10 protein-coding genes are annotated in these 13801 nt (G+C 34.4%); 6 read left to right on the top strand and 4 right to left on the bottom strand.

The annotated features are described in order from the left end of the window. Positions 1–48 precede the first annotated feature (48 nt). Together kbl and FHP04_RS01170 are read right to left on the bottom strand one after the other, a co-directional pair. Entirely contained in the window at positions 49–1248 is a 1200-nt protein-coding gene (kbl, locus tag FHP04_RS01175) for a glycine C-acetyltransferase (protein WP_139854001.1), read from the bottom strand. Positions 1249–1356: 108 nt separating this feature from the next. Next, entirely contained in the window at positions 1357–4503 is a 3147-nt protein-coding gene (locus FHP04_RS01170; protein ID WP_158319101.1) for a UvrD-helicase domain-containing protein, read from the bottom strand. Between the two features lie 150 nt (positions 4504–4653). Here FHP04_RS01170 and FHP04_RS01165 point away from each other — a divergent pair, with 150 nt between their 5' ends. Beyond that, on the top strand, positions 4654–5262 hold the full coding sequence (locus tag FHP04_RS01165) for a superoxide dismutase (RefSeq protein ID WP_206735935.1): 609 nt from the start codon (positions 4654–4656) through the stop codon (positions 5260–5262). Positions 5263–5366: 104 nt separating this feature from the next. Here FHP04_RS01165 and FHP04_RS01160 read toward each other — a convergent pair whose 3' ends face one another. Both FHP04_RS01160 and FHP04_RS01155 read right to left on the bottom strand, forming a co-directional pair. Then, the gene (locus FHP04_RS01160; protein WP_139853998.1) at positions 5367–7265 is read right to left on the bottom strand and encodes an amidophosphoribosyltransferase; all 1899 of its coding nucleotides are present in this window, start codon (positions 7263–7265) and stop codon (positions 5367–5369) included. Between the two features lie 96 nt (positions 7266–7361). Continuing rightward, positions 7362–8285, bottom strand: a complete 924-nt coding sequence (locus FHP04_RS01155) for a PfkB family carbohydrate kinase (protein ID WP_139853997.1) — start codon at positions 8283–8285, stop codon at positions 7362–7364. Between the two features lie 232 nt (positions 8286–8517). On the opposite strand from FHP04_RS01155, the gene FHP04_RS01150 reads away from it, so the two are divergent. From FHP04_RS01150 to FHP04_RS01130, 5 genes are all read left to right on the top strand, one after another. Beyond that, the gene (locus FHP04_RS01150) at positions 8518–9651 is read left to right on the top strand and encodes an ATP-binding protein (RefSeq protein WP_139853996.1); all 1134 of its coding nucleotides are present in this window, start codon (positions 8518–8520) and stop codon (positions 9649–9651) included. A 56-nt stretch (positions 9652–9707) separates the two neighbouring features. After that, positions 9708–10841: an SPFH domain-containing protein gene (locus FHP04_RS01145; protein WP_139853995.1), complete on the top strand. Its 1134-nt coding sequence runs from the start codon at positions 9708–9710 to the stop codon at positions 10839–10841. Positions 10842–10910: 69 nt separating this feature from the next. Next, on the top strand, positions 10911–11999 hold the full coding sequence (locus FHP04_RS01140; RefSeq protein WP_139853994.1) for a DNA helicase PriA: 1089 nt from the start codon (positions 10911–10913) through the stop codon (positions 11997–11999). After that, entirely contained in the window at positions 11999–12724 is a 726-nt protein-coding gene (locus FHP04_RS01135) for a metallophosphoesterase family protein (RefSeq protein ID WP_139853993.1), read from the top strand. The genes FHP04_RS01140 and FHP04_RS01135 overlap by 1 nt, the downstream gene beginning before the upstream one ends. Positions 12725–12794: 70 nt before the next feature. Further along, positions 12795–13784, top strand: a complete 990-nt coding sequence (locus FHP04_RS01130) for an acyl-ACP desaturase (protein ID WP_139853992.1) — start codon at positions 12795–12797, stop codon at positions 13782–13784. Positions 13785–13801 lie beyond the last annotated feature (17 nt).

The following is a 13801-nucleotide window of genomic DNA, read 5'->3' as shown; positions in this document are numbered from 1 at the left end:
TAATAAAATTTTCCTAAAATGCTTGCTATTAAAGAAGAAAGCGGGCTTTTAGGACGGGATTACCTCTAATTCTTTTCCAATCTTAATAAAGGCATTTATTGCTTTATCTAAATGCTCCTTTGTGTGTGCTGCTGATAGTTGCACGCGTATACGAGCCTTACCTTTAGGTACAACAGGGAAAAAGAATCCAATTACATAAATACCCTCTTCTAAGAGTCTGTCTGCCATTTTTTGCGATAATTTCGCGTCGTACAACATAACAGGTACAATTGCAGAGTCTCCATCGATTATATCAAAACCTGCTTCTTTCATTCCTTTTTTGAAATATAAAGTATTTTCAGCAAGCTTATCACGTAAAGACGTATCTCTAGAAAGCATTTCAAATACTTTAAGCGATGCACCTACAATAGCAGGAGCCAAAGAGTTGGAGAATAAATATGGACGAGAACGTTGTCTCAACATATCTATAATTTCTTTTTTACCAGTAGTGTAACCACCCATAGCACCACCTAAAGCTTTTCCTAATGTACCGGTAATAATATCTATCCGGCCCATTGCTCCTTTTTCTTCTAAAGTACCTATTCCTTGTTCTCCAATGAAACCTGTTGCGTGGCATTCATCGATCATAACCAAAGCATCATATTTATCGGCTAAATCACAAATTTTATCAAGTGGCGCTAATAAACCATCCATTGAAAATACTCCATCGGTTACAATTAATTTAAACCTTGCTCCTTTTTCATTTGCGGCAATCAATTGCTTTTCAAGATCCTCCATATCATTGTTTTGATATCTGTATCGAGCAGCTTTACAAAGTCGAACACCATCTATAATAGAAGCGTGGTTTAGTGAGTCTGAAATAATAGCATCCTCTTCACCTAATAAAGGTTCAAAAACTCCTCCATTTGCATCGAAACATGCAGCGTATAATATAGTGTCTTCAGTTCCGTAGAAATCGGCAATTGTTTGCTCTAGTTGTTTGTGTATGTCTTGAGTACCACATATAAAACGAACTGATGACATTCCAAATCCGTGTGTATCCATTGTGTCTTTAGCAGCTTGAATTACCTCTTTATTAGCAGAAAGACCTAAATAGTTGTTTGCACAAAAATTTAAAACTGTTTCTCCAGTAGAAACAGTGATTTCGGCATCTTGAGGAGAAGTGATAATTCTTTCCCTTTTATATAAACCGTTTTCTTTGATTTCTTCTAATTCTTTCTGTAAGTGTTCTTTTATTTTTCCGTACATATTTTAGTTTTTAAGACGTTTGTGCATTCTGATATTTAACCCTAAAAAGTTTAAAGGGTCTATTAAAGCAAGGTCAAAATGCTTAACCAGCTTTTAGAACTTTCAAAATTAAACTTTATTTATAACTATTTCACCTTCGTTGCTATAGATAAGTATTTTTTGTAATACCTCAATATCCATTTGCTGTAACGCATTAGCATATTCTGTTAACTGATCGGCATGCCAAATATTTTGAGAACCTGTTTTGTAATCTATTATTACAGCAGTGTTATCTGAGCTGATATTGATTCTATCCGGACGCAATACTAATCCCGTTCTTGTAATTACACTGCGCTCATTGTAAACTTTGTCATCGCCTTCGAATAAATTTTTTAAGTCCGAATGATTAATAATTTGATTTACAATATTACTTAATACTTCAAATTCTTCTTTCGGAATAATTGCACGTTCTTTTAAGTTGGCTAGCACTGTTTCGGCATCTTGTTTCGTATAAATCCTTGCCATTGTTTCGTGTAAAAGATTCCCGGCAGTAATTGCAGCTTGTATTTCTTCATCCTGAATTAAATTTTCTGATGAAACTATATTTAATCCGTGTTTTTTAGGACTACTAGATAAATATATAGGTAACTGCTGCGAAACTATTTCTTTATCTTTTGAAAGTTTAGGTAAGTTTTTTCCAAATTCATAAATCATTTGATCGGAATTCCACATTCCTTTATTCTTTAAGAACTCCATAAAAAGTTGGTTGTAACTATTAGGTGTTCCATCTTTAGTCTCAGTTGGCGTTTCAGCAAAAACATATAGTTTCTCTACTGCACGAGTTAAAGTTACATAAAGTAAGTTCAGGTTGTCTAATTCTAATTGACTTCTATGTTCATTGTACATTTCTTTTCCGATTTCTCCATAATTTTCAATTTCCGACTTAAAATTAATTTGTGCTTGATTAAAACTGAATTCATCATTTAAGGGGTACCAAAGTTTATCGTATTTGGCATCGTAAAATTGAATGTCTGCAAATGGAAAAATTACCACTGGAAACTCTAAACCTTTAGATTTATGAATGGTCATTAATTGTACTGCATTTGCTCCTTCGCTAGAAGGGATTGAAGCATTGTCTTTCTTGGTTTCCCAATAGTCTAAAAATGAAATTTTATCGGCTTGAGGTTGTTGTTCAAACTCATAAACTAAATCCATAAACCCGAATAAATAAGCATCGGCAACTTGTTGCATTTTGAATTTATCGATACAGTACTCGAATGCCTCGTATAAAGAAACAGATCGCATTTCTTTAAATTTAAAGTCTATACCGTATTCCGATAGGTTTTCCGAGAATTTTGCTTCTGAAATATTTAGGAATTTCGTAAAAAAACTGTGCTTCTCCTCTTTAAGGTTTAAATGGTCGTGTAATAAGTCTAACAGATTAACTTTTGCTTCGTCATTCTTAGGATACAAACAAAGTTGTAATGTGAAAACTAAAGTTTGCACTAATGAAGAAGACTGAAGTAATAGTGTTTCAGATGATATAACAGACACTTCTTTTTCCATTAAAAAAGTACTTAAAGCAATTCCATCTGCTTTTCTGCGAGTTAGTATGCATATATCACTTTCTGAAAAGCCCTTTTCTTTTAAATCAAGTATAGTATTATATACAAGCTCACCGTAATCTTCTTGTTTCTCTTCCTTTTTCTGTTTCTCAATAAATTCAAATTTTATATAACCTTCTTTCTTGTTGTTTAACTTTTGCTTGTTGCCTAATTCATAAAGTTTTGCGTGAGTTTTGTTAGAAAAATATGAAGCGGCAAAAGTAAAAAACTGATTGTTAAAGTCTATAATTTCGGCACAACTTCTATAATTTGTGCCGAGTGAAAGCACTTCTTTTTCACGTTGAAAAGGATTGTTGTTGCCATACAGGCCCATAAATTGCTCGGGAAGTCCACCACGCCAGCGATAGATAGATTGTTTAGCATCACCTACCAATAAAAGGCTTCCCGAATTCGGGTCTATCTCTTGCGAAAGCGCATTGTCTATTAAAGGAATTAAATTATCCCACTGCAGTTTTGAGGTGTCCTGAAACTCATCAATAAAAAAGTGTCGATACTTTTCGCCCATACGTTCATATATGAAAGGAGCGGGTTGATTTTTAATTTCTTTATTTATAATCGAGTTAAATTCTGAAATAGGAAGTATAGTTTTTTCTTCCTTAATCTTTTCAATTTCTTGGTTGACAAGATTTATTACAGAAAGAGGAGTGATATTTTTTAAAATTGAATCGTATAAATTAAACTTATTTACCATTTCCTTTATTTTCAAGTAATTTGAAAGAAAGGTTGGAGTTAAACTATCAATAATAGAGGTTATCGAAGGATCTTCTTTTGCTTTATAAAGACTTTTTCCTGTTTCTAAATTTTCCTGAAGTTTGTTGGCGTACACATTATATTCTCCAGATTTCAGTTTTAAAAAATGATTTGGTAATGTAGTTCTGGTGAAATCGGAGTGTTCTAAACCACTTTCATCTATAAGTTGAAGCGTCTCGCTGGCAATTTTTTCAATTTCTTCGGAAAGGTGTTTTCTTTTTAGAATTAGTTGCTTCTTAAATTCAAGAAAATCTTCAAGTGATTTTTGTTTTAACACCGAAACCTGATCGGCATCATTTTCATTAAAAAGTAATTTTGCAGCATTCGCTATATCACGTGATATATCCCAAGATTTATCGTCGTCGGTTTTTTCTAGTGCGAATTCGAGTAAAACTTTAGTGATTTCCTTGTTTTCTCCTGCTTTGCTTAACAACAAATCTACAGCTTCAGCTAAAAGCTCGGGAGTATCTAGAGAAACTTCAAAATTATTGGCAAGCTTTAAATCTCTTGCAAAAGTTCGAATAAGTCTGTGGTTAAAACTATCAATTGTTTCAACACTAAATGCGGCATAATTATGAAGTAAATTTTTTAGAATTCGTTTCGAGCGTTTTTGTATTTCTTCAATAGACATTCCAGTTTCCTCTGCAATAATAACTTGCATAGGTAAGGGGCTTGAAAGGCATTTTTCATCACTGAAAGCAACAAGAGTCTCTACAATGCGTTGTTTCATTTCGGCCACCGCTTTGTTTGTGAAAGTTATTGCTAGCAGATGTTTGAAGTAGTCATCTTTTGCTGCAGAAAGAATTTGCTTTAAGTACTCTTTTACAAGCGTAAAAGTTTTTCCGCTTCCTGCAGCGGCGTCATATATAGAAAAGGAGGTTTGTTTTGTCAAGATTTTCACATTTTGCACTAAATTACTGTTTTTATCTCTTCTGAATCAAATTAATCTATAGCAGTATAGAAATCTTATAAAACCTATAACACTTTTTGATAGAGATAATGATTAAATTTGAGTCAATTTAGTAATAACCAATAAAAAAACGATATAATTATGTCTTTTGAATTACCAAAATTACCGTATGCACACGATGCATTAGAGCCTAATATTGACGCTCAAACTATGGAAATACACCACGGAAAACACCATCAAGGTTACACCAACAATCTAAATGCTGCGATTGAAGGTACAGATATGGAAGGAAAGTCTATTGAAGATATCTTAAAGAATTTAGATATGAACAACAAAGCTGTTCGTAACAACGGCGGTGGGTTTTACAACCATAGTCTTTTCTGGAAAGTAATGTCTCCAAATGGAGGTGGTAAGCCTTCAGGTGACTTGGCTAAAGCTATTGATGATGCTTTTGGAAGTTTTGATGCTTTTAAAGAGAAGTTTTCTGATGCAGCTAAAACTCAATTCGGTTCTGGATGGGCTTGGCTATGTGTACATAAAGGTGGAAAAGTAGAAGTTTGCTCAACTCCAAACCAAGATAACCCATTAATGCCAAATACTGGATGTGGTGGAACTCCAATCTTAGGACTAGATGTTTGGGAGCACGCTTATTATTTAAAGTACCAAAACAAGCGTCCTGATTATGTAGGAGCATTTTGGAACGTAGTAAACTGGGACGAAGTTTCAGCTAATTACTCAAAAAACAAATAATAGCAAGTTTTTAAATAACAGCTATAAATAAGAAATCCGCAATCAATTTGATTGCGGATTTTTTTTATGGTGCTAAGTTTAATTAACTTAAATAGTTTTTAGCATTAATAGGCGCGACCTAAATTACCTTCATAGAAGTTTATGTAAGCGCGATTTACCACTCTATTTCCTCCTGCAGTAGGATAATCGCCAGTAAAATACCAATCTCCTAAGTTTTTAGGACAAGCTTTGTGCAAGTTGTCTACAGTTTGGAAGATTAATTTTACCGGAGATTTAATAGTTTCTGAACTAATTATTTCAGCAATTTTATCTGAAATCTCCTCATCGGTAAATGGTTCGTATAGTTTCTTTACTTGGTTTACTACCTCTGCATCTTTCAGCGTTGACTGTTCAATACACTTGTTGTAAATTTCTTCGACTACCGAATAGGTGCCGCGATCTTTGTGTAATTCTAAAGCTGCTTGGAATGCCACTAAGTCTTCAAGTCTCGCCATGTCTATTCCATAACAGTCTGGGTAGCGTATTTGTGGAGCAGATGAAACGACTACAATTTGTTTTGGATGCAACCTATCGAGCATTGTTAAAATACTTTTTTTCAGAGTTGTACCACGTACGATACTATCGTCGATAATCACTAAGCTATCTTCAGGTTTTACAACTCCATAAGTTACATCGTAAACGTGAGCAACTAAATCATCTCGACTGCTATCGTCGGTAATGAAAGTTCGAAGCTTAACATCTTTAATTGCGATTTTTTCAGTTCTTACTTTATGTGCTTGTATCTGCTGAAGTCTTTCTGCGGTAAGATTGTCTTTTTCACGAAGAATTACTTCGTTCTTTTGTTTGTTTAATTCGTCTTGTGCAGCATCCAACATTCCGTAGAATGAAGTTTCGGCAGTGTTTGGAATAAATGAAAATACTGAATTTTCTGTATCGTAGTTGATGGCTTCTAAGACCTTAGGCATAACTAGTTTTCCTAGCATTTTACGCTCTTGGTAAATTTCCGCGTCACTTCCTCGTGAAAAGTATATGCGTTCAAATGAACAAGATTTTCTTTCTAATGGAGCAAGAATTTCGGGTGTACTTAACTTCCCGTTTTTCTTGATAATTAAGGCGTGACCTGGTTCAAGCTCTTTAACCGATTCAAAAGGAACGTTGAAAGTAGTTTGAATAGCTGGTCTTTCTGAAGCTACTACAATAACCTCATCATCTTGATAATAATACGCTGGCCTTATCCCTGCTGGATCTCTTAATACAAAGGCATCTCCATGGCCTAATAATCCTGCCATTGCGTAACCACCATCCCAATTGGATGCAGATTTACGAAGGATTTTAGCAACTTTTAAATTTTCTGCGATATAAGGAGAAGCTTGTTGCTTGTTAAGACCTTGTGTTTTTGCTTTTTTATAAAGCTTGCTTACTTCACTGTCAAGAAAATGTCCGATACGTTCCATAACAGTAACAGTATCAGCTTTTTCTTTTGGATGCATTCCTAACTTAATAAGATTGTCAAAAAGATCGTTTGTATTGGTCATATTGAAATTCCCCGCAATAATAAGGTTGCGATGCATCCAATTATTCTGACGAAGAAAAGGATGAACATTTTCAATACTATTTAAACCGAAAGTTCCATAACGAACGTGTCCTAAAAACAATTCGCCTATATAAGGAATGTGTTTCTTTTGTTCTTCAACACTGTCCTTTAATTTAGGGTTGTTTTTAAATTCTAGGTTTATTCTTTCGTTAATTTGCGAAAATATATCCTGAATAGGTTGTGCTTGATTAGAACGCACTCTACTGATATAGCGTTCTCCTGGCGATACATCCAACTTAATACTTGCAAATCCAGCACCATCTTGACCTCGATTGTGCTGTTTTTCCATCATAAGGTACATTTTGTTTACCCCGTAAAAGGCAGTGCCGTATTTTTCCTTGTAATATTCTAAAGGTTTTAGCAATCTAACCATTGCTATTCCGCATTCGTGTTTTAAGGCGTCGCTCATTTTTTGAAGATACTCGTTAAAGGTTAAGAGTTATTAAGTTGTGTTATTTTAAATATTTAAAGTATAAAAAACGCCCTGAAATTTCAGGGCGCGTATTTATGTTAGTTTTATATCAAACTGCGTTAGGCTTTTAAATTGTTGGATTCGTTCGTACACTTCTTTATTGGATAAATTCAATAATCTTTCTGGTCCAAACTTTTCTACACAAAATGAAGCTAATGCCGAGCCGTTAATAACAGCGTTTTTCATATTTGAATAGCTATAATCTCCTGTTTTTGCTAAATATCCTGTAAACCCTCCTGCAAATGTATCACCAGCTCCGGTTGGATCAAATACTTCTCGCAATGGCATAGCGGGTGCAAAGAAAACATCGTCATCGCCAAATAATAATGCGCCGTGTTCTCCTTTTTTAATTACTACGTAATCAGGCCCCATTTCCATTATCTTATGAGCTGCCTTTACTAGCGAATATTCTCCTGAAAGTTGTCTTGCCTCTTCATCATTAATTGTAATTACATCAACCTTCGCAATTACTTTCATTAAATCCTCTAGTGCACTGTCCATCCAGAAGTTCATTGTGTCTAACACTATCAATTTAGGGTCGTTCATTTGTTCAATAACACCTAATTGGACGAGAGGATGAAGATTTCCTAACATAACTACTTCAGCATCTCTATAATCTTGCGGAACTTTAGGTTCAAAATCAGCTAAAACATTAAGATCTGTAATCAATGTATCGCGAGTGTTCATATCGTTGTGATATTTTCCACTCCAAAAGAACGTTTTTCCTTCCTTTACAATTTCAAGCCCAGAAAGGTTCATTCCTTTTTCTTTCAGCATCTCTAAGTTTTCTTCAGGAAAATCACCTCCCACTATAGAAACGATTGCACCATCAGTTTTAAACTGCGAAGCTGCTAATCCGATATAAGTGGCAGCGCCTCCGAGAATTTTTCCGGTTTTCCCAAAGGGAGTTTCAATGGCGTCAAAGGCTACAGTACCTACAATTACAAGTTTACTCATAGTTTTATGCTGAACAGTTTAAGTTTATTTAATCATTTCTTAACCTGAAAACCATAACTTGAAGGCTTCAAATTAAGAAGGTGCAAATTTAGTAATAAAATGCTGTATTATACACGTTTTTCAAATCAAACATATTCACAAGATAACTTCAGGTTTTAATATCTTTGAGATAACCCATAATAAAGCTTTGCTATTTTTAAATTTCCTAGTTGACTGATAACGAGATTGAACAATGATTAACAAACGACTTCTTATTAAAAACTTACTCGCACATAACGATGAGAGTAGCTTCTATGATAAGAAACGAAAAATTGATCTTAGCAGTAAAGAAGGTAAAGCAAAATTCTTGAAACACATCTGTGCTTTAAGCAATAGTAATCCTGCAAATAATTCATTTATCGTTATAGGTGTAGAGGATGAAACCAACGAAATAAGAGGTGTCGACTTTTTTGATGATAGTAAAATTCAAAATCTTGTAAATGCGTATCTCACCAACCCGCCTTTAATTATTTACGAAAACGTGGCTTTTCCAAATTTAACCGACAAAGTTGTTGGGTTGGTTACCATTAGACCTCACGGAAAAATCACTTCGCTGCGAAAAAATATTTGGAAGTATTGGGGCGGAAGCATTTTTATGCGTGATGGCAGTATTTCAATGCCAAAAGATTTCGATATTGAGATTAAAGATGTGAACTCTGAAATCGTGAGATCTATAGAAAACGCAGCTAAAAACAATATTAAATTAACGCTTGACGGTGTTATCGATTTTATTAATAATCGACACAAAGACTTAGAAAGTCACTACAAAGTTTTTAAAGAACAATTTGTAGTTTGCTGGGCAGGAACACCAAAGAAACTAAAAGATAAAACCTACTATTCTAGAGTTGATATTGAATTAATCAACGAGCAAGTACGACTTTTTTATTCTGCCTTAGATGAAATAAGCATCGGCTTTACTGAGGATTATTTCAAGATTGTAGAATATGTACATTTAGGGTTGAATGAACAGTTCAAATATTATCCATTGGAAGAAGTTACCATTCATTTTTACGAAAATGGATCGTATAATATTGATACAGAGTTGATTTTCGAGCCGCCTCAATTTAATAAGAAAACACTTTATCATATTTTTAATGCAAACAATGCGGTTTTGGCAAAAATAAAACACAACATTCCGCTAAACGATTCAGAGAAAAAAGACTTGCCTCTTCTTCCTTCAACATATCTCATTTGTTATTTAAACAATTTTGAAGATGCCAAACAAAAATTACAAGAAGCCAAGGAGGTTTTAAGAGATTATAATGTAAAAGCTTATCAGCTTTCTAAAGAATCGTTGCGAATTTTAAGGAAGGTGAGTTATAATTAAAAACACTTTTCGCCTAATTTTTATATCTTTAAACCACACTAATAAATTTTAATCCTATGGGCATATTCGATACTATCAAAGAAAAATTAAGCAATGAATTTATTGACATCATTGAGTGGTTGGATTATACAGATGATACTATATGTCATAGGTTTGAACGCTACCAAAATGAAATAAAAAACAACGCTAAACTCATCGTTCGAGAAGGGCAGACAGCTGTTTTTATCAATGAAGGCCAACTTGCAGATGTTTTTGAACCTGGTACATATACTTTAAACACTCAAAACCTACCAATTTTAACTACTTTAAAAGGATGGAAATACGGTTTCGACAGTCCGTTTAAGGCTGAAGTTTACTTCGTAAATACGCATCTTTTTACCGATGAAAAATGGGGAACCAAAAACCCGATTACACTAAGTGATGAGCGTTTTGGTTTGGTTGAAATTCGTGCCTTCGGAACTTATGCATTCAAGATTAACGATCCTGGGAAATTTATAATTGATATTGTTGGAACAGATAATAATTTTACCAATTTTGAAATTAACGAACACCTTAAAAGCTTAATCGCTACAAGATTTACAGATACTGTTGGGAAGGCTAATCTTCCTATTGAACTTTACGCAGCAAATACTACCGAACTTTCTGAAACTTGTAAAGAGGTTATGCAGCCTGAATTTAATAGTGTAGGTATTGCTTTAGAAAAATTCTACATCGAGAATGTTTCTATGCCGGAAGACCTGAAAAAGGAAATTTTTGAATACAGCCGAATCGATAAATTAGATCTTGATAAATTAACAAAATTCAAAACTGCAAAAGCTATTGAAGCAGCTGCTGCAAATGAAGGTGGAACAGCTGGTGCTGGTATGGGAATGGGAATGGGCTTTGTACTTGCGCAACAAATGGGCGGAATGATGAACCCACAAATGGGACAACAGCAAGTTCAACAACAGCAAGGTGGAGTAATGCCACCGCCAATGCCTACAGCAGTTCAATATTTCTATGCTTTAAATGGCGCACAAGCTGGCCCCGTGAGTATAGAGCAGCTAAAAGGCTTGTTTGCTAATAGAACAATAAATAAAGACACTTTAATTTGGAAAGCAGGTTTGTCTGAATGGACAAAACTTCAAGAAGTGGAAGAGCTGAAATCCTTCTTAGGTGGAAATACACCTCCGCCTTTACCACCACAATAGGTTTCGATAATATTTTAAAAATGTTGCTTTATAACTTTTTTAAAATGGTTCCGAACCACAGCGTAATTTATGGAAGAAATTTCACCTAAAAAATCTGAACTTAAAAAGTCCTGTGTCAATTGTGGTGCAGAACTTATTTATGCCCCTGGTACAACAGAACTTAAATGTGATTACTGCGGTTATACAGAAGAGATTAGACCTTCACAAAGTGAAATCGAAGAGTTAGAGCTTAAATCTTATTTAGAAAAGATGGGCTCTTTAAGTCACAGTGAAGAAATTTCTATGCTTCATTGTAAGAACTGTGGGGCAAATCAACACATTGAAGAAAATTACAAATCTCTTGCCTGTGTATATTGTGGTTCACCCTTAATTATAGAAGATGCTTATACTGAAGAATGGATATTGCCGGGAGCAGTTCTGCCATTTCAAATAAACCAACAAAAGGCGCATCAAATTTTTAAAAACTGGGTAAACTCTCTCTGGTTTGCGCCGAATAATCTTAAAAAAGCAGCAATAGACCCGCAAAATACTAAAGGTTTATATGCTCCATTTTGGACATTCGATGCACAACTTTATGCAAATTATTCAGGGCAAAGAGGCGAATATTATTACGTGAGTAAAACTGTAGGAAGCGGTAAAAACAAACGTACAGTTCAAGAAAGAAGAACGCGATGGTATCCTGCTTCTGGAAGCGTTTCAGGCTTTGTAGATGACACATTAATAAAAGCTTCAAATCAAAAGAATGGAGTGATCCCAGCTAAAATAGCACGATGGAATTTACAGCTTTTAAAACCTTTTGACAGTAGTTACTTATCAGGATTTATAACTGAAAAATATACTATTCCTTTGTTAGAGGGACATAAAGCGAGTAATGAAGTTGCTGAAAGTATAGCTCTAACATGGGCGAAAAGAGATATAGGAGGGGATACTCAGCGAGTTTCATCAATTGATGTAAAGCTAAGTGATGAAACCTTTAAACATATTTTATTGCCAGTTTATATCAGCACTTATAGATTCAAAGGGAAGCGATATAATTTTTATGTAAACGGACAAAGTGGAATTATATCTGGAGATCGCCCATATTCATTCTGGAAAATATTCTTCTTGGTATTATTTTTAATTTTTGCAATAGCAATTATTATTTTAATTTCATCCTAATGAGAACAGTTGTAATAGGAGATATTCACGGAGGTTTAAAAGCTTTAAAACAATTGATTGAAAAAGCAAACCTCCCAAAAGACACACAATATATATTTCTGGGTGATTATGTAGATGGTTGGAGTGAATCGGCAGAAGCTATTGCGTACTTAATAAATTTTTCTCAAGAAAATAAATGTATCCTTTTAAGAGGAAACCACGATGAACTGCTATATAACTACTTGAAAACAGGTGAAAAAAATTCAATGTGGCTAAATCAGGGTGGTGAAAGTACTGTAAAAAGCTATTCAGGTTTATCAAAAACTGAAAAAGGAATTCACATTCGTTTTCTTGAAAACCTCACTAATTATCATATCGATTCAGAAAACCGCCTTTTTCTCCATGCAGGATTTATGAATTTACACGGTCCTCAACACGAATATCATCCACATTTGGTGTATTGGGATAGAACTTTATGGGAAATGGCTTGTTCGTTAGATACTAGAATTTCAATGGACGACGATAGATATCCTAAGCGTTTAAAACTCTTTAAGGAAATATATATAGGCCATACACCTGTAACTCGAGTGGGTTTTGATGTCCCAGCTAATTTCGCAAATGTTTGGAATATCGATACTGGAGCTGCTTTTAAAGGAAAGTTGTCTATGCTTGATATAGATTCTAAGGAAATTTGGCAAAGCCAAGCTGTTCATTCTCTGTATCCTAAAGAATCAGGAAGGAATTAGCACTTCTTTATTACAAAATACATTTTACAGTTCTTATATTTGTATAAGTAGTTTCCCCAAAATAAATATCATGGCACTCAAAAATATACGTCTCGAAGTAATGCAAACCATAGAAAAAGAAGTTGATAATTATATCGATCAATTTCTTATTCCTGTTGAAAAAATTTGGCAACCAACCGATCTTTTGCCAGATTTCCAGAAAGAGGATTATATGGATGAAGTAACTCAGATTCGTGAAGAAGCAAAAGAACTCGGATACGATTTTTGGATCGTATTAGTAGGTGATATGGTAACAGAAGAAGCATTGCCAACTTATGAAAGTTGGTTAATGGATATGGAGGGAGTTGATCAGCACGGACGTAATGGATGGAGTAAATGGATTCGTCACTGGACCGGTGAAGAAAATCGACACGGAGATACATTAAATAAGTATTTGTATTTATCTGGAAGGGTAAATATGAGAGAAGTGGAGATAACAACACAGCATTTAATTAATGATGGTTTTGAAGTTGGTACTGGTCGAGATCCTTACAGAAACTTTATTTATACGAGCTTTCAGGAGTTAGCAACCAATATTTCGCACAGCCGAGTGGGAAAAATCGCTAAGAAAAAAGGAAACAAATCACTAGCAAAAATGTGTACTCTCATTGCCGGAGATGAAATGCGTCATCATTTAGCGTATCGTCAATTCGTAAAAACTATTTTTGAATACGATGCTAGTGAAATGATGTTGGCATTTGCAGACATGATGCAGAAAAAAATTATAATGCCAGCCCAAAACCTCCGACAAAGTGGTGGAAAAATGGCTTCAGCTTTTGATGATTTTAGTAATGCTGCACAGCGATTAGGTGTTTATACAACTTATGATTATATCGATATTCTTGAAAGATTAAATTCTCACTGGGAAATTTCTAAAATTTCAGGACTTACAGATGAAGCTGAAAAAGCTCGTGATTACCTTCTAAAATTACCTTCAAGAATGCTTCGAATTGCAGATCGAATTAAAATACCAGAAGACGCAAACCGTTTCAAATGGGTTGAGCCTAACGGAATTATATAATTATTAGAGATTTTAGA

It is taken from the genome of Aequorivita sinensis, from assembly GCF_006346335.1.
GTDB classification, from domain to species: Bacteria; Bacteroidota; Bacteroidia; order Flavobacteriales; family Flavobacteriaceae; genus Aequorivita; species Aequorivita sinensis.
Note: the sequence above shows the minus strand (reverse complement) of the source record. Positions and strands in the feature narration are given on the sequence as shown.

Bases quoted from the DNA above. Each gene is read 5' to 3' on its own strand.
- kbl (WP_139854001.1), bottom strand. From the start codon at position 1,248: ATGTACGGAAAAATAAAAGAACACTTACAGAAAGAATTAGAAGAAATC.
- FHP04_RS01165 (WP_206735935.1), top strand. From the start codon at position 4,654: ATGTCTTTTGAATTACCAAAATTACCGTATGCACACGATGCATTAGAG.
- FHP04_RS01160 (WP_139853998.1), bottom strand. From the start codon at position 7,265: ATGAGCGACGCCTTAAAACACGAATGCGGAATAGCAATGGTTAGATTG.
- FHP04_RS01155 (WP_139853997.1), bottom strand. From the start codon at position 8,285: ATGAGTAAACTTGTAATTGTAGGTACTGTAGCCTTTGACGCCATTGAA.
- FHP04_RS01150 (WP_139853996.1), top strand. From the start codon at position 8,518: ATGATTAACAAACGACTTCTTATTAAAAACTTACTCGCACATAACGAT.
- FHP04_RS01145 (WP_139853995.1), top strand. From the start codon at position 9,708: ATGGGCATATTCGATACTATCAAAGAAAAATTAAGCAATGAATTTATT.
- FHP04_RS01140 (WP_139853994.1), top strand. From the start codon at position 10,911: ATGGAAGAAATTTCACCTAAAAAATCTGAACTTAAAAAGTCCTGTGTC.
- FHP04_RS01135 (WP_139853993.1), top strand. From the start codon at position 11,999: ATGAGAACAGTTGTAATAGGAGATATTCACGGAGGTTTAAAAGCTTTA.
- FHP04_RS01130 (WP_139853992.1), top strand. From the start codon at position 12,795: ATGGCACTCAAAAATATACGTCTCGAAGTAATGCAAACCATAGAAAAA.